Source organism: Streptomyces sp. NPDC014861, assembly GCF_043081625.1.
Taxonomy (GTDB): Bacteria; Actinomycetota; Actinomycetes; order Streptomycetales; family Streptomycetaceae; genus Streptomyces.
In genome coordinates, this window is record NZ_JBIBWV010000004.1 from 463,494 (window position 1) to 479,999 (window position 16,506).

Below are 16,506 nucleotides of genomic sequence, written 5' to 3' on the forward strand. Positions count from 1 at the left end.
CGTCAGCCCTTCACCGCGCCGGCGGACATGCCGGTGACGAGGTGGCGCTGGGCGAGGAGGAACACCAGGGCGGCGGGGATGGCGATGAGGACGGAGGCCGCCGTCATCGGACCCCACTGGGCCCCGTACTGGTTGACGAACTTCTGCAGACCGCCGGCGAGCGTGAGGTTCTCGTCGCCGACCATGAAGGCGGAGGCGTAGGCGACCTCTCCCCAGGCGGTGATGAAGGAGTAGAAGGCGGTCACCGCGATGCCCGGCTTGGCGAGCGGCAGGATCAGCCGCCAGAAGGTGCCGAAGGGCGTGAGCCCGTCGACGTACCCCGACTCGTCGATCTCGCGCGGGATGCCGTCGAAGAAGCCCTTCATCATCCAGGCGCAGAAGGGGACGGCGATGGTCAGGTAGGTGATGACCAGGCCGGCCGCCTGGTTGAGCAGCCCCAGCGACGCCATGATGTTGTAGATCGGCACGATGAGGACGGCGACCGGGAACATCTGCGTGATGAGCAGGGTCCACATCAGGCCGCGCTTGCCGGCGAAGCGGAAGCGGCTGACGGCGTAGCCGGTGGTGGCGGAGATGAACACGCCGACGACGGTGGTGAGTCCGGCGATGAGGAGCGAGTTCCCGAACCAGGTGAGGAACGGGGTGTCCCTCAGCAGGTTCGTGTAGTTCTCGAACGTCGTCTCCTTGAAGAAGTCCGTGGTGGTCGCGTACTTCGCCGGCTTGAGCGAGGTCAGCAGGACCCACAGCACCGGGAAGACGGCAATCACGGAGGCGACGATCAGGGTGAGGTGCAGCGCCACCGAGGCGAGCGGCGAGCGGCGGCCCCGGACCGGGGCGTTCATCGCCCGGGGGGCGGGGTTCGTGGTGGTCACCAGACTTCTCCCTGCTTGCGGAGGACGCGCTGGTAGATCGCGGCGAAGATCATCAGGAGCACCAGGATGAGGACGCCCCACGTGGACGACTGGGCGAAGTCGCGCGGACTGATCTCGAAGGAGAACTTGTACGCCTGGGTGACGAGGATCTGGGTGGCCTCGCCGGGTCCGCCCCGGGTGAGCAGGAAGATCACCGGGAACATGTTGAAGGTCCAGATGGTGGAGAGGAGGACCACCGTCGTGGAGACGGACCGGAGTCCCGGCATGGTGATGTTCCGGAAGCGCTGCCAGGCGTTGGCGCCGTCCATCTCGGCGGCCTCGTAGAGCTCGCCGGGGATGGACTGGAGGCCGCCGAGGAGGGCGACCATCATGAAGGGGATGCCGAGCCAGACGTTGACGGCGATGACGGAGAACTTGGCCCAGGTGGGGTCGTTCAGCCAGGGCACGCCGTCCATGCCGACGCCGGAGAGGATCTGGTTGAGCATGCCGCGGCGCTCGTCGTAGAGGAAGCGCCAGGCGAAGACCGAGACGAAGCCGGGGACCGCCCAGGGGAGGATGAGCATCATCCGGTAGGCGGAGCGGCCGGCGATCTTGCGGTTGAGGATGTTGGCGAGGGCCAGGCCGAGGGCGAAGGTGATCGACACGCAGGCGACGGTCCACAGGACCGTCCAGCCGAGCGTCGCCCAGAACTGGCTGCCGTTGATGGCCGTGACGTAGTTGTCCAGGCCCACGAACTCGTAGGTGGCCGGGATCTCGTTGACGCCGATACTGCGCGCGACGTTGCGCTCGGTGGCGTCGGTGAGCGACAGGTAGATGCCGCGGATCAGCGGGTATCCGATGATCACGGCGATCACGATCACCACGGGGGCGACCATGGCCCACGCGTACCAGTGGGTGGCGAGGGAGCGCTTCGGCGCCCGCCGCTTCGGACCAGTCCCGCGGCTCCGGCCGCGGGCGACGTCGTCGCCCGCGGCCTTCGCCACCGACTGGCCGGTGGTGTCCACAGCCATCAGCCGGTCAGCCTTCCTCTTACTTCCAGTCCTTGAGGAGCTTGCGGTAGCCCTCGCCGACCGTCTTCGCTCCCTGCTCAGGGGTGGCCTGGCCGGTGAGGACCTTGGTGTACTCGGTGACGAGCGGCGCGAAGAGGCTGCCGCCCTCCGGGATCCAGGGGCGCTCGACGGCCTTCTCGACGGCCGGCTTGAAGAAGCCGACCTTCTCGTTGCCCGCGACCTCGGACTCCAGGTAGGCGGACTGGCGGGTCGGGAGGAGGCTCAGCTCCTTGGTGACCTGGGCCTGGGCCGCGGTCGAGGTCATGTACTCGGCGAAGGCGTAGGAGGCGTCCAGGTTCTTGGAACCGGCGTAGACGGCGAGGTTGTGGCCGCCCTGCGGGGCGCCCTGGCCGGCGGAGCCGGCCGGGACCGGGGCGATGCCCAGGTTCGCCTTGTCCGCGAACTCCTTGCCGGCGTACGTGTCGGCGAGCGCCCACGGGCCGTTGATCATCATCGCGACCTTGCCGTCCTTGAAGGCGGCCTGCATGTTGTCCCAGCCGTTGGTCGCGTCCGTGATCGCGGCCTTGGAGTCGACGAGGTCCTTGACGGTCTTGAAGGCCTTGACGCCGGCCGCGTTGTCGATGGTGATCGTCTTGCTCGCGGCGTCGACCATGTCGCCGCCCTCGCCGTACAGGAAGGAGAGGAACCAGTAGGCGTCGTCGCCGCGGAGGTACAGGCCGGACTTGCCGGTCTTCTCCTTGATCTTGGCGGCGGCGGCCTTCAGCTCGGTGATGTTCTTGGGCGCCTCGACACCGGCCTCCTTGAGGATCTTCTTGTTGTAGAAGAGGCCCATGGAGTCGATGACCTGCGGGACGGCGTAGGTCTTGTCCTTGTACTTGGTGGACGCGGCGGCCTGCGGCAGGAAGTCGTCCTGGTTCTTCAGCGCCGGGGTGCCGTCCAGCGGGGCGAGGTAGCCGAGGTCGGCGAACTCGGGGGTCCAGGCGACCTCGGAGCGGATCACGTCGGGGGCGCCGGAGCCGGACTGCGCGGCGTTCTTGAACTTGTTCTGGGCCTCACCGAACGGCACGTTCACGTACTTGACGGTGACCTTCGGGTGCTTCTTGGTGAAGTCCTCGGCGACCTTCTTGAAGACCTTGTCCTCGGAGCCGACCGTGGAGGTGTCCCACCACGTCACGGTGCCGGAGAGCTCGCCCGAGCCCTTCGATGCACCGTCGGAACCGCTGTCGCTCCCGCCGCACGCCGCCAGGGTGACGCCCAGGGCCGCGACCAGCGCGGTGGCCGCTATGCCACGCCGCATGTGAACTCCTTCAACATGATCCCGGGGTGACGAGGGGCTGGAACCTTCCTCATTGCGACCGCTCCCTCGCGGCGCTCCGGGTTGCCAGGAACGTAACAGGGATGAAAACGAGCCGAAAGAGCTTGCGGCGAATTTCTGCAAGGACCGGGGATCGTTACATCCGCGTGTCCCGAAGGTTGCCGTCGGGCCGCTTGACAGCGGCCCGGAAGCGCCCCTTCCCCCCTTTCGTCCGGATTCTCCGGCCCGGATCGGCTCGACAGAGGCCCTCATCACCCTGCGGAACCATCCATTCCGCAGCAACCGTCACCCACGCCCCACCGCAAGACCTGCAAGACCTTGCGATCACCTTCCACCGGGGCCGCGGCCAGTCCCCCGGCGAGCGGGGCCTCCCCCACTGGTGGGCAATACGCGCTGTGACCGGTACAGTCCACTCCCATGACCGCGCGGCTTGCCGACATCGCAGCCCAGGCGGGGGTCAGTGAAGCCACAGTCAGCCGCGTGCTCAACGGCAAGCCCGGTGTGGCCACCGCCACCCGCGAATCCGTCCTTGCCGCGCTCGACGTGCTCGGCTACGAGCGTCCGGTACGGCTGCGCCAGCGCAGCGCCGGCCTCGTCGGGCTGATCACCCCCGAACTGGACAACCCCATCTTCCCGGCCCTCGCGCAGGTCATCGGGCAGGCCCTGACCCGCCAGGGCTACACCCCGGTGCTCGCCACCCAGACCCCCGGCGGGTCCACCGAGGACGAGCTCACCGACATGCTGGTGGAGCGCGGGGTGGCCGGCATCATCTTCGTCTCCGGGCTGCACGCCGACACCACGGCCGACACCTCCCGCTACGACCAGCTGCGCGGCAAGGGCGTCCCGTACGTCCTCATCAACGGCTTCTCCCCCAAGGTGCAGGCGCCCTTCGTCTCCCCCGACGACCGGGCCGCGATGCAGCTGGCGGTCACCCACCTCGCCGCCCTCGGCCACACCCGGATCGGGCTCGCCGTCGGACCGAAGCGCTTCGTGCCGGTGCTCCGCAAGATAGAGGGCTTCCAGAAGGGGATGCGGGACCGCCTCGGCCTCGCCCCCGAGGAGTCGGAGGAGCTGATCCAGCACTCCCTGTACACCCTGGAGGGCGGCCAGGCGGCGACCTCTGCCCTCATCGCCAAGGGGTGCACCGCGATCGTCTGCGCCTCCGACATGATGGCGCTCGGCGCGATCCGCGCGGCCCGGCAGCAGGGGCTCGACGTGCCCAGGGACGTCTCCGTCGTCGGCTTCGACGATTCCCCCCTCATAGCCTTCACCGATCCGCCGCTCACCACCATCCGGCAGCCCGTGCAGGCCATGGGCCAGGCGGCGGTCCGCGCCCTCCTGGAGGAGGTCGGCGGCACCCCGGCCCCGCACTCGGAGTTCGTCTTCATGCCGGAGCTGGTCGTCCGCGGCTCCACGGCCTCGGCGCCGCCCCCGGCCGCCCGGTAGTACCCGGGTACCTCGTCCTTGAGACGGAGAGGGTGCGCCGCACACCCGACCGGGGGATGATCGGTCGGGGGGCGTGGATCTGGCAAACTCTCTGCCTATGGGTGAAACGACCGTGAAGAGTTTGGACGACCGGACGACCCCGTCGTCACCCATCGTGGCCGACGGCCGGTGGGCGTGGCTGCGTGCGCGCAGCCCGCGACGTCCCCGCATCTGGTTCGAACTGCTGCTGATCGCGGTCAGTTACTGGGTGTACTCGCTGATCCGCAACGCGGTGCCGGAGCAGAAGGCCGAGGCGCTGAGGAACGCGGACTGGATCTGGCGGACCGAGGAGTCCCTCGGCCTCGCCTTCGAGCACGCCGTCAACCACGCCGTGAACTCGGTGACATGGCTCATCGTCTCGATGAACTACTACTACGCCACCCTGCACTTCATCGTCACCATCGGTGTGCTCGTGTGGCTGTACCGATGGCAGCCGGGCCGTTACGCCGCGTTTCGGACCGTCCTCTTCGCCACCACCGCCGTGGCCCTGGTCGGCTACTACCTGTATCCGCTGGCGCCGCCGCGGCTGATGGAGAGCAAGGACTTCATCGACACGGTCCTGGTGCACCACACCTGGGGCTCGATGGCCTCGGGCGACCTCAAGCACATGTCGAACCAGTACGCGGCGATGCCGTCGATGCACATCGGCTGGTCGACGTGGTGCGGCCTGACGATCTTCTTCCTGGCGAAGGCCCCCTGGGCCCGCATCCTGGGCCTGCTCTACCCGGCGCTGACCCTGGTCGTGATCGTCGCTACCGCCAACCACTTCTGGCTGGACGCGGTCGGCGGCTGGATCTGCCTCGGCTTCGGCTTCCTCGTCGCCTACTTCTGGTACGGCACCTGGCCGCACCGCCTGTCGAAGCAGGTGGAGCCGCTGACCGCCGTCGCGCCGGCGGCGTCCGCCCCCGCACGGGGGACGGACGCGCGCGAGGCCGCGGAGCGCGAGGAGCCGGTCGGCTCCGGAAGGTGATACGGACGCCGCTGAGCGTGAGCAGGACCGAGGCCCCCGCCGTTTCGTCGGCGGGGGCCTCCGTCGTCTCGTCGGCGGGGCCTCCGCCGGGATCCCCTGGGCCTGTCGTCAGGCGGTCGCCTCCGCCGGGACGGCGTCGCGGTGGTCCTGCCGGGCGACCCGGCGGCGGCGGGAGGGCAGGCCCATGGTCGGGTTCGCGACGCCCCAGACGGCGCTCCTGCAGATGAGCTCCTTGTAGAGCGCGGCGGTGCGGCCGGTCAGGGCCTTCTCCTTGGCCCGGTCGCCGGCGGTGACGAACTGGACCAGGGCCTCCTTGCGGCCCAGCGACACGCACTGCTGGAAGTAGCGGATCGCGATCTCGGGCACCTTGACGCCGGCCAGGCGGGCGGCGAGGGCGTCGGCGGCCTGCCAGGCCATGGGGACGCCGGAGGCGCAGGACATCCGCAGCGGCTCGCCCCCGGGTCCGGCGGCCATGGCCGCGTCGCCGACGGCGTAGACGTCGGGGTGGGAGACCGAGCGCATGGTGGCGTCGACCGCGATCCGGCCGTCGGGGGCGAGCTCCAGAGCGGTGGCCGCCGCGACGGGGTGGACGGCGAAGCCGGTGGTCCAGACGGTGACGTCGGCCGGGACGGCGGTTCCGTCCTCGGTGGTCACCCGGTCCGCGGCGACGGCGGCGACCGTCCGGTGCTCGTGGACGGTGATGCCGAGCCCCGCGACGACCTTCCGCAGGTGGCCGCGGCCCTTCTCCGAGAGCCAGTCGCCGAGGGCGCCGCGGACGACCAGGGCCACGTCCAGGTCGGGGCGGCTCTCGGCGATCTCGGTCGCGGCCTCCAGGCCGGTGAGTCCGCCGCCGACCACCACCACGGTCCGGCCGGCCTCCAGGGTCGCGAGCCGGGCGCGGAGCCGGAGGGCGCCGGGGCGGCTCGCGAGCTCGTGGGCGTGGTCGGCGGCGCCGGGGACGCCTCCGTCGTTCCAGCCGCTGCCGAGGGCGTAGACCAGGGAGTCGTACGCCAGCTCCTCGCGTCCGGCGGCGCCGTCGACGGTGACCGCCCTGCGGTCGACGTCGACGGCGGCGACGCGGGCGAGGGTCAGCTCGACGCCGGTGCCGGCGAACATCTCGTCGAAGGGGCGGGGGGTGAGGTCCTGGCCGGCCGCGAGCTGGTGCAGGCGGACGCGCTCGACGAAGTCGGGCTCGGTGTTCACCAGGCGGATGCTCACGTCCTCGCCCCGCAGGCGGCGGGCGAGGCGGCCGGCGGCGACGGCTCCGGTGTAGCCGGCTCCGAGGACGACGATGCGGTGCTGCATGACCGAACTCCTGTCTGCGCGGGGTCCGCGCCGTTTCTCCGGCGTGGTCTCGCCCCTTGAACCGGGCGGCCCCGCGTTCTCTGACAGGATCTCGATGTGACCTGCGTCACACCCTTCGGCGAGGAGTCAGAAGGCGAACAGCGGGGCCTCGTGCGCCTCCTCCGCCCAGCGGTCGGTGGCCCGGTCCAGCTTGTCGGGGTTGACCTGGCTGCGGACGGCGAGGATGCCGTCCGGCGTGACCTCCAGGCAGGTGATCCCGACGACCCGGCCGTCCACCACGGCGACGAGCGCGGGGCCGCCGTTCGCGGTGGACGCGTAGAAGGCGGGCGAGCCGCCGACCAGCGCCCGCTTGGCGTCGCTCGGCCTGAAGAGGCCGCGCAGGAAGGTCGCGACCGCGACCGCCCCCTCGAAGGCCCGGGCGCGGGCGGGGACCTTGCCGCCGCCGTCGCCGATGGCGGCCGCGTCCTGGGTGAGCAGCTCGATCAGCGGTTCGGTACGGCCGCTGGTCGCGGCGGCCAGGAACTCCTCGACGATCCTGCGGGCGGCGGCCTCGTCGATCTCGGTGCGGGCCCGGCCCGCCGCGACGTGCTTCTTGGCGCGGTGGAGGATCTGCTGGCTGGAGGCGGTGCTGATGTCGAGGATCTCGGCGATCTCCCGGTGCGCGTAGCCGAAGGCCTCGCGGAGCACGTAGACCGCGCGCTCGGCCGGCGTCAGCCGCTCCAGGAGGACGAGGACGGCGTACGAGACGGACTCGCGCTGTTCGGCGGTGTCGGCGGGGCCGAGCATCGGGTCGCCGGCGAGCAGCGGCTCCGGGAGCCACTGGCCCACGTAGGTCTCGCGCCGGGCGCGGGCCGAGGTGAGCTGGTTGAGGCAGTAGTTGGTGAGCACCTTGGTGAGCCAGGCCTCGGGCACCTCGATGCGCCCGATGTCGGCGGCCTGCCAGCGCAGGAAGGTCTCCTGCACGGCGTCCTCCGCCTCGGCCGAGGACCCGAGCATCCGGTAGGCGATGGCCTCCAGCCGCGGCCGGGCCGCCTCGAACCGGTGCACGTCGCTCATGATCAGGGCCATGCGGCGATCGTATCCGGCCGGGCCCCGGCCGCGTCGGCCGGATCACGCCACCGGCCGCGCGGGGGCGGGGCGTTCGGCCCGGACGGCCTGCCGTGCGGGGGCGGGGGCCCGGGCGACCGGCCGTGCGGAGGCGGGGCCTCGGGCTCGCGCCACCGGCCGCGCGGGGGCGGGGCGTTCGGCCCGGACGGCCGGGTGGGGCGGTCGCCCGGCTCAGGAGCCGTAGAAGAGTTCGTCGACGACCGCGCGGGCCCGGCGGGTGATCCTGCGGTAGTCGTCGACCATCTCGCCGACGTGCCCGGGGCCGTATCCCAAGTAGCGGCCCACGGCGGCCAGTTCGCGCGGGTCGGAGGGGAAGGTGTCGCCGGGGCGGCCGCGCACCAGCATGACCGCGTTGCGGACCCGGGTGGCGAGGACCCAGGCCTCGTCGAGGGTCTGCGCCTCCTCGGTCGGGATCAGGCCGGCGGAGTGCGCGGCGGAGAGCGCGGTGCGGGTGCGGGTGGTGCGCAGCCCCGGTTCGGCCCAGCCGTGCCGCATCTGGAGGAGCTGGACGGTCCACTCGACGTCGCTGAGGCCGCCGCGGCCCAGCTTGGCGTGGAGGGTGGGGTCGGCGCCGCGCGGCAGCCGCTCGGACTCCATGCGGGCCTTGAGGCGGCGGATCTCGCGGGCCGCGTCCTCGCCGAGGCCCTCGACGGGGTAGCGGAGCGGGTCGACCAGCTCGATGAACCGCTGCCCGAGGTCGGCGTCGCCCGCCATGGGGGCGGCGCGGAGCAGGGCCTGGGACTCCCAGACGAGCGACCAGCGGCGGTAGTAGGCCTCGTAGGAGGCGAGGGTGCGGACGAGCGGCCCGTTGCGCCCCTCCGGTCGCAGGTCGGCGTCGATCAGCAACGGCGGGTCGGTGGTGGGGAGCTGGAGGAGCCTGCGCATCTCGGTGACGACCCGGTTGGCGGCCTTGGCGGCCTCCTGCTCGTCGACGCCGGGGCGCGGCTCGTGGACGAAGAGGACGTCGGCGTCGGAGCCGTAGCCGAGTTCGTGGCCGCCGAAGCGGCCCATGCCGATGACCGCGAAACGGGTGGGGAGCTGCTCGCCCCACTCGGCGCGGACGGCGGCCCGCAGGGCGCCGGCGAGGGTGGCGGCGTTGAGGTCGGTGACGGCCTCGCCGACCCGGTCGACCAGCGCGCCGGGGTCGGAGGTGCGGGGGCTGTCCTCGGTGCCGTACGAGTCGATGAGGTCGGCCGCGGCGGTACGGAACAGCTCGCGGCGGCGCACCCCGCGGGCGGCGGCGACGGCCTGTTCGGCGTCGTCCGCGCGGCCCACGGCGGCGAGGACCTCCTGCTCCAGGTGGTCCCGGCCGCGCGGCCTGAGCCCCTCGGGGTCGCCGAGTATGGCGACCGCCTCGGGGGCGCGCAGCAGCAGGTCGGGGGCGAGCCGGCCGGCCGAGAGGACCCGGGCGAGGTTCTCGGCGGCGGCGCCCTCGTCGCGGAGCAGCCGCAGGTACCAGGGGGTCTTGCCGAGGGCGTCGGAGACCCGGCGGAAGCCGAGGAGGCCGGCGTCCGGGTCGGCGGAGTCGGCGAACCAGCCGAGCAGCACCGGCAGCAGATGGCGCTGGATGGCGGCCTTGCGGCTGACCCCGGAGGCCAGTGCCTCCAGGTGGCGCAGGGCGGCGGCGGGGTCGGCGTACCCGAGGGCTTCGAGGCGCTGGCCCGCGGCCTTGGGGCTGAGCCGGATCTCGCCGGGGGCGAGCTGGGCGAAGGCGTCGAGCAGCGGCCGGTAGAAGATCTTCTCGTGGAGGCGGCGGACGACGGAGGCGTGCCGCTTCCACTCCTTGTTCAGCGTGGCGACCGGGTCGGTGCGCAGGCCGAGGGAGCGGCCGAGGCGGCGCAGGTCGTCCTCGCCCTCGGGGACGAGGTGGGTGCGGCGCAGCCGGTACAGCTGGATGCGGTGCTCCATCGCGCGCAGGAAGCGGTAGGCCTCGTCGAGCTGGGCCGCGTCGGCGCGGCCGACGTAGCCGCCGCCGGCGAGGGCGGCGAGCGCGTCCAGGGTGGAGCCGCTGTGCAGGGTGGCGTCGCTGCGGCCGTGCACCAGCTGGAGGAGCTGGACGGCGAACTCGACGTCCCTGAGGCCGCCGGGGCCGAGCTTCAGCTCGCGGTCGACCTGGGCGACCGGGATGTTGTCGACGACCCGGCGGCGCATGGCCTGCACGTCGGTGACGAAGTTCTCGCGCTCGGCGGCCTGCCAGACCAGCGGGGAGACGGCGTCCACGTAGGCGCTGCCCAGTTCGGGATCGCCTGCCACCGGCCGGGCCTTGAGGAGGGCCTGGAACTCCCAGGTCTTCGCCCAGCGCTGGTAGTAGGCGAGGTGGGAGGAGAGGGTGCGGACGAGCGGGCCGTTGCGGCCCTCGGGGCGGAGGTTGGCGTCGACCGGCCAGATGGTGCCCTCGACGGTGGTCTCGGAGCAGATCCGCATGAGGTGGGAGGCGAGCCGGGTGGCGGCCTGGATCGCCTTGGCCTCGTCGGCTCCCTCGACGGGCTCGCCAACGAAGATCACGTCGACGTCGGAGACGTAGTTCAGCTCGTGGCCGCCGCACTTGCCCATGGCGATCACGGCGAGCCGGCACTGGGCGGCGTCGGCGGGTTCGGCCGCCCGGGCGAGGGCGAGGGCGGCCCGCAGCGTGGCGGTGGCCAGGTCGGCCAGCTCGGCGGCGGTCTGGGCGACGTCGGTGGTGCCGCACACGTCCCTGGCCGCTATCCCGAGGAGGCAGCGGCGGTAGGCGACCCGCAGGGACACCGGGTCGGTCGCCTCCGCGAGCCCCCGCTCGAACTCGGTGACCCCCGGGTGCAGGTCGACGGCCTCGTAGGTGACCAGGGTCGCCCAGTCCTCCGGGTGCCGGGCCAGGTGGTCGCCGAGCGCCTCGGAGGCGCCGAGGACGCCGAGCAGCCGGTCCCGGAAGGGCTTGGCGGAGAGCAGGGTGGTGGTGAACGTCTGCCGTTCGGTGTCGGACTGCGCCTCGACCAGCCGGACCAGGCCGCGCAGGGCGAGGTCGGGGTCGGCGGTGGCGCCCAGCGCGTCGAGCAGGACGGGGTCCCCGCGCAGCGCGGCGAGCTCGGGCAGGTCGAGCAGCCGTTCGGCCCCGGACGGATCGGTGAACCCGTGCCGCAGCAGCCGTGAGAACGTACTGCTCCTGCGCCCCGGCACCGTCATCTCCGCAGCTCCCTCCAGCCCCGCACGCCCGACGGATCGAGCCTATCCGCAGGGAGCGGGCGGGGCGTGCGCGACGGGCGCGGACCGGGCCGCGGGCGAGGTCCGGGAGCCGGCGGGCAACCTGTGCCACCTGCCCGGATCCGGCACGGATCACACGTGACGTCGGGCACATCGGGCCGTTTTCGGAACCCTTCGGCCGCTTTGGCCCTGTACCCATGTGAGTCGTTCGTCCCGTCGCCGTCGCCGTCGCGAACCGCCGTCGCTCCCCGACGCGCCCCCGCCGCCCAGGTAGAGAAAGCCCTCCCCCGCCATGCCCGTCCGCAGCCCCTCACGCCTCATACGCCCCTTCCGTCACCGCAGGTCCGTCGTGACCGCGGCGACGGTCGCCGTGCTGACGGGCGGGACGCTCGCGGGCGTGCTCACGGCGACGTCCGCCACGGAGGAGGCGCACGGCGCGGCCGTCGCCCCGTCCTCCGTCGGCGTGCGGGAGGCCGTCCCCGACCCGCGGCCGCCCCGCGGCGCCGTGCGGGGCGTGGCCCAGGAGCCCGCCGGGGACGCCCCGGCGGGGAAGGGCGACCGCGCCGCCGCCCGGCTCGCCGTCGTCCAGTTCGTCTCCCACCCCGACGACGACCTGTACTTCATGAACCCGGACACCGCGCAGTCGCTGGCCGACCGGGCCCCGCTCACCACCGTGTACATGACCGCGGGCGAGTCGAACGGCGTCAACGCCCGCTCCGGCCGGGCCTCCGCCGTCACCCTGCCGGACAAGCCCGCCTTCGCCGAGGCCCGGCAGAACGGCATACGCGCCGCGTACGCCGAGATGGCGACCGGCGACCGCACCAGCCCCTGGGAACGGACCGTGATCCCCACGGCCGGCGGGGGCGCGGCCGAGCTGGACACCCTGCGGGCCCGGCCCGAGCTGCGGCTGGTCTGGCTCCAGCTGCGCGAGGCCGGCTCGACCTCGGCCGACCGCCCGGTGAGCCTGCGCGGCCTGTGGCACGGCCGGATCCCCGCACTCGGCTCCCAGCTCTCCTCGGGCACGCCGGTCGCCGCGGACTTCGCGTACTCCAAGGAGCAGGTCGTCGCCACGCTGGCGGGGCTGCTCGACCGCTTCCGGCCGACCTTCGTGCGCACCCTGGACCCGACGCCCGGCACCCACGAGGACACCGGACGGCTGCGGGACCACCAGGACCACGCCTACGGGGCGCGGTTCGTGCAGGCGGCGCTGGCCCGGTACGCGGAGCGGCCGGGGAACCCGCGCTTCGGGGTGCAGAGCTACATGGGCTACCCGAACACGGACCTGCCCAGCGCGCTGGACAGCCGCACCGCCGAGGAGAAGCTGCGCAGCCTGGAGACGTACGCCTGGCTGGACGGGGCCGACTGCGGCAGCCCGGCGGGCTGCGGCGACCTGAAGGCGTCGGGCCGGCCGGGCGGGCGCGGCTGGACCGGGACCGTGCGGTACGCGCGCGGCTCCTCGACCGGCTGGATCCAGCCGGCCTCGGACGGCGGGCTGCTGGCCTTCGGCGTCCAGGACGGGCGGCTCGCGACCTGGCACCGGGCGCCCGGCGGCGGCTGGAAGGGGCCGGAGCTGCTGGCCGGCGGCGGTCTGGACGGCGGGGTCAACACCGTACGGCTGCGGGACGGCCGGATCGCCGTCTTCGGCACCCGGACCTCCTTCGAGGGCCCGGCCGGCTACCGGCGCGAGGTCGTCGCGGTCGAGCAGACCGCGCCGGGCGGCCGCTTCGGGACGTGGCGCTCGCTGGGCACCCCCGGGAAGCGGGACGAGGCCGACCGGACGCCGGACATCAGCGCGCCCGCCGTGACCGTGGACGGCACCGGCCGGGTCTCGCTCTTCCTGCGCGACGGCGAGCACCGGCTCTCCGGGCGCGAGCGGACCCCGGGCGGCGCCTGGGGTCCGTGGCGGAGCCTCGGCGGGGCCGATCTGCACGGCGACCCGGTGGCGGCGACGGACGCCCGGGGGCGGACGTACGTCTTCGCGGGCACCCCGCTCTCGGTCCTGATGTGGACCGGCGCGTCGGGCGGCGGCCCGGTGGCCGGGCCGCTGCCGACCGGTCTGCCGGCGACGACGCTGGCGCTGAGCGCGGGCCCGTCGCCGGTCGGCGACGGCATCCGTCTCTGGTCGCGCGTGCCCGCCACCGGGGCGCCGCAGGCGGCCGACTTCCAGGGCACCGTCCGGCTGGCGCCGGTCGTCCCGCCGGCCGGCGGGATCGCGGGCTTCGGCCCGGTGAGCGCGGCGGACGGTCTGGTCGCGGCCCGGTCCAGGACGGGCCGGCTCGCGGTGGCCCCGCTCCCGGGCGGCGGCACCTGGCGCCTCTCCGACTTCCCGCTGGCGGGCGCGCCGGCGGCGGGCCCGGGCGGGGTGGCCGCGCTCGGCCAGGACGGCCGGCTCCACTGGACCCCCGGCCCGGCGCCGAGCCCGCGGACCTGACGCCGGAGCGGCTCAGGCATCCGGCAGCACGCGGGCTCGGGCGTCCAGCGGCACGCGGGCTCGGGCGTCCAGCAGCACGCGGGCCCATGCGTCCGGCGGCACGCGGGCTCAGGCGTCCAGCGGCACGCGGGCTCATGCGTCCAGCACGCGGGCTCAGGCGTCCAGCAGCACCGGGAAGGACTCCAGGTCGTTCTGGGTCATCACCGGAAGGTTGCGGAGCTCCTCGTCGGGCACGGCGAGCCTGAGGCGGGGGAAGCGGGCGAAGAGCGCCGGGAGGGCGATGCCCGCCTCGACGCGGGAGAGCGCCGCGCCCGGGCAGATGTGCGGGCCGTGGCCGAAGGTCATGTGCCGGACGGGCGCCGGGCGGGTGATGTCGAAGGCGTCGGCGTCGGGACCGTGCTGCTCGGGGTCGCGTCCGATCGCCCGGTACGAGATCACCACGCCCTCGCCCCGGGGTATGACGGCGTCTCCGACCTGGACGTCCTCGGTGGCGAAGCGCATCAGCAGGTGGGTGGTGGGGGTGTCCCAGCGCAGGGTCTCCTCGATCACGGCGTCCCAGGAGACCTCTCCGGCGAGCACCCCGCGGAGCTGGTCGGGGTGGGCGAGGAGGGCGCGCACGGCGTTGAGGACGAGGCCGATGGTGGTCTCGTGGCCGGCGGCGACCATGGCCTTGAGGTTGCCGACGACCTCCTCCTCGGTGAGCGGTTCGCCGCCCTCGTCGGCGAGGATGAGCGCCGAGGTGAGGTCGTCGGTGGGCAGGGCGGTCTTGGCGCGGACGAGGTCCGTGTAGAAGACGTCGAGGTCGGCGAGGAGGGCGAGCCGCTCGTCCTGCGGCGTGAGCATCGAGAAGAACTTCTTGTACTGCCGGGTGAGCATCGCGTTCGCCGCGGGGTCGACGCCCATCAGCATGCCGACGACCCGCATGGGCAGCGGCTGCGCGAAGACGGCCTTGAGGTCGACGACGGCGCCGTCCCGGCCGCCCTCCTCCAGGGCGTCGAGGAGTTCCGCGGTGAACTTCTCGATGTCGGGTCGGATCGCCTCCAGGCGGCGCGGGGTCAGCGCCTGCGAGGTCTTGGCGCGCAGCCGGCGGTGCTCGTCGCCGTCGACGGTGAACATCGAGCGGCCCGCGTCGATCATCCCGATGAGCGGCCAGGCGTGGGTGACGGTTCCGGAGGTCCACAGGTCCCAGGCGTTCAGGTCCTTGACCAGCCGGGGGTCGACCAGGAGACGCCGGGCGTCGGCGTGGCGGGTGACGGCCCAGGCGGGCACGCCGAGCAGGTCGATGCGGGCCAGCGGACCGGCGGCGGCGATCCGGGCGGTCTCGCCGTCGAGGTCCCGGACCATCGGGTCGACGACGACGGGTGCGCCGCCCTGGGCGGCCGCGTGCGGGCAGGTCACGAGGGGTCTCCTGTCGGGGGTACGGGGGTGAACCGGACGGGCAGGGCGGTGGTGCCGCGCAGGAAGGCGGACGGGCGGCGGACCAACGCCTCTTCCGGTACGCCGAGTTCGAGGTCGGGCAGCCGGTCGAGGAGGACCTCGATGCCGGTCCCGGCGATGGTCTCGGCGATCTCCTGGGCGGGGAACGGGCAGCGGTACTCGCCGTGGCTGAAGGCCAGGTGGGCGCCGCCGCCACCGCGCCCGGCCGGGGCGCCGCCGGGGGCGCCCGCGCGGATCACCGGGTCGGTGTTGGCGGCGCCGAGGCCGAGCAGCAGCAGGTCACCGGCCTTGACCGCGCGCTCGCCGAGCCGGGTGTCGCGGACCGGCCAGCGGCCGGCGAGGATCTGCGTGGGGCCGTCCTCCCACAGCACCTCGTTCATGGCGTCGGCGACGCTGCGGCGGCCGCGGGCCATCGAGTCGGCGAAGGCGTCCTCGGTGAGCATCAGCCGGACGGAGTTGCCGATCCAGTCGGCGGTGGTGAGGTGCCCGGCGGCCGTGACGGCCATCAGGTCGAGCGTGTACTCCTCGTCGGTGAACTCCTCGGGGAAGGCGAGCATCCGGCTGGTGACGTCGTCGCCGGGCTCGGCGCGCCTGGCGGCGACCAGCCGGGCCATGTGTCCGGCGAACCGCTGGTGGGCGGTCTGCGCCTCCGGTCCGCCGTCGGCGAGGTCCTTCAACACCCGTGCGATGTCGGCGCCTTCGTCGTCGGGGAAGCCGACGAGCCGGGCGAGGACGAGGACCGGGAGGGGTTCGCAGAAGTCGGCGACGAGGTCGGCGGTGCCGCGGGCGCAGAAGGCGTCGATCAGCCGGTCGGCCAGCTGCTCGCAGTGCCCGCGGACCTCGAAGGGGTCGACGGCCTCCAGGGCGGGCACGAGCATCCGCAGGTGACGCCGGTGCTCCTCGCCCGCGCTGAAGTAGACGGAGGGCAGGGGGCGTCCGACCATGGGGAGGAGCGGCCAGTCGTCCGGGACGTGCGGCCACTGGTTCCACAGTCCGACGTCCCGGGGGAAGAGCTCGGGGTCGCTGGTGACCCGGTGGACCTCGCGGTAGCCGATGACCAGCCAGGCGGGGAAGCCGCCGGGGAGTTCCACCGGGACGACGGGGCCGTGCTCGCGGCGCATGGACCGGTAGAGGGCCTGCGGGTCGGTGTGGAAGCCGGGGCCGGAGAGCGGGACGGCCGCGGGGCACCCGGACGGGGGTGCCGGATCGGGTACGGGACCTGCGGAGGGGGAGCTCGTCATCGGTCCTGTCTCCTGTGGCGAACCTGCCGTCGGCACGCCTGGTGCGGCCAACGCGTGGTCACTATAAGGAAGTTGTGTGTCGCCGAACCGGTCATCGGTGATCCGTCCCGACCCTCGGCCGAAAAGATCAGGTCACCCGGTCGGAGGGAAGACGCA

Annotated in this window: 11 protein-coding genes; 3 read left to right on the plus strand and 8 right to left on the minus strand. The window is 73.3% G+C overall.

Annotation, left to right across the window (positions count from 1 at the left end; genetic code table 11):
* Positions 1 to 2: 2 nt before the first annotated feature.
* From ACF1BN_RS11575 to ACF1BN_RS11585, 3 genes are read right to left on the minus strand one after another with little or no spacing between them, the layout of a single operon-like run.
* Complete coding sequence (locus ACF1BN_RS11575) at positions 3 to 842, minus strand: sugar ABC transporter permease (protein ID WP_392331465.1); 840 nt, start codon at positions 840 to 842, stop codon at positions 3 to 5.
* Between the two features lie 26 nt (positions 843 to 868).
* Positions 869 to 1,882 carry a carbohydrate ABC transporter permease gene (locus ACF1BN_RS11580; protein WP_392331374.1) on the minus strand — a complete coding sequence of 338 codons (1,014 nt, stop codon included), beginning with the start codon at positions 1,880 to 1,882 and terminating at the stop codon, positions 869 to 871.
* Between the two features lie 19 nt (positions 1,883 to 1,901).
* The gene (locus tag ACF1BN_RS11585) at positions 1,902 to 3,179 is read right to left on the minus strand and encodes an extracellular solute-binding protein (protein WP_392331375.1); all 1,278 of its coding nucleotides are present in this window, start codon (positions 3,177 to 3,179) and stop codon (positions 1,902 to 1,904) included.
* Between the two features lie 435 nt (positions 3,180 to 3,614).
* On the opposite strand from ACF1BN_RS11585, the gene ACF1BN_RS11590 reads away from it, so the two are divergent.
* The gene (locus tag ACF1BN_RS11590; protein ID WP_392331376.1) at positions 3,615 to 4,643 is read left to right on the plus strand and encodes a LacI family DNA-binding transcriptional regulator; all 1,029 of its coding nucleotides are present in this window, start codon (positions 3,615 to 3,617) and stop codon (positions 4,641 to 4,643) included.
* Positions 4,644 to 4,740: 97 nt separating this feature from the next.
* A complete protein-coding gene (locus tag ACF1BN_RS11595) occupies positions 4,741 to 5,652 on the plus strand; it encodes a phosphatase PAP2 family protein (RefSeq protein ID WP_392331377.1) in 912 nt (303 codons plus the stop codon).
* A gap of 108 nt (positions 5,653 to 5,760) precedes the next feature.
* Here the strand turns inward: ACF1BN_RS11595 and ACF1BN_RS11600 are convergent, their stop codons facing one another.
* The 3 genes from ACF1BN_RS11600 to ACF1BN_RS11610 all read right to left on the minus strand — a co-directional run bounded on the left by ACF1BN_RS11600 (position 5,761) and on the right by ACF1BN_RS11610 (position 11,223).
* Positions 5,761 to 6,957 (minus strand): NAD(P)/FAD-dependent oxidoreductase, encoded by a 1,197-nt coding sequence (locus ACF1BN_RS11600; RefSeq protein ID WP_392331378.1) that lies wholly within the window; start codon positions 6,955 to 6,957, stop codon positions 5,761 to 5,763.
* A 126-nt stretch (positions 6,958 to 7,083) separates the two neighbouring features.
* Complete coding sequence (gene sigJ, locus ACF1BN_RS11605) at positions 7,084 to 8,025, minus strand: RNA polymerase sigma factor SigJ (RefSeq protein WP_392331379.1); 942 nt, start codon at positions 8,023 to 8,025, stop codon at positions 7,084 to 7,086.
* A gap of 210 nt (positions 8,026 to 8,235) precedes the next feature.
* The gene (locus tag ACF1BN_RS11610; RefSeq protein ID WP_392331380.1) at positions 8,236 to 11,223 is read right to left on the minus strand and encodes a bifunctional [glutamine synthetase] adenylyltransferase/[glutamine synthetase]-adenylyl-L-tyrosine phosphorylase; all 2,988 of its coding nucleotides are present in this window, start codon (positions 11,221 to 11,223) and stop codon (positions 8,236 to 8,238) included.
* 367 nt (positions 11,224 to 11,590) lie between these two features.
* On the opposite strand from ACF1BN_RS11610, the gene ACF1BN_RS11615 reads away from it, so the two are divergent.
* Positions 11,591 to 13,672, plus strand: a complete 2,082-nt coding sequence (locus tag ACF1BN_RS11615; RefSeq protein WP_392331381.1) for a PIG-L family deacetylase — start codon at positions 11,591 to 11,593, stop codon at positions 13,670 to 13,672.
* A 153-nt stretch (positions 13,673 to 13,825) separates the two neighbouring features.
* Here ACF1BN_RS11615 and ACF1BN_RS11620 read toward each other — a convergent pair whose 3' ends face one another.
* Together ACF1BN_RS11620 and ACF1BN_RS11625 are read right to left on the minus strand one after the other, a co-directional pair.
* Positions 13,826 to 15,070: a cytochrome P450 gene (locus ACF1BN_RS11620; protein WP_392331382.1), complete on the minus strand. Its 1,245-nt coding sequence runs from the start codon at positions 15,068 to 15,070 to the stop codon at positions 13,826 to 13,828.
* Positions 15,067 to 16,350, minus strand: a complete 1,284-nt coding sequence (locus ACF1BN_RS11625; protein ID WP_392331383.1) for a cytochrome P450 — start codon at positions 16,348 to 16,350, stop codon at positions 15,067 to 15,069. The genes ACF1BN_RS11620 and ACF1BN_RS11625 overlap by 4 nt, the downstream gene beginning before the upstream one ends.
* Positions 16,351 to 16,506 lie beyond the last annotated feature (156 nt).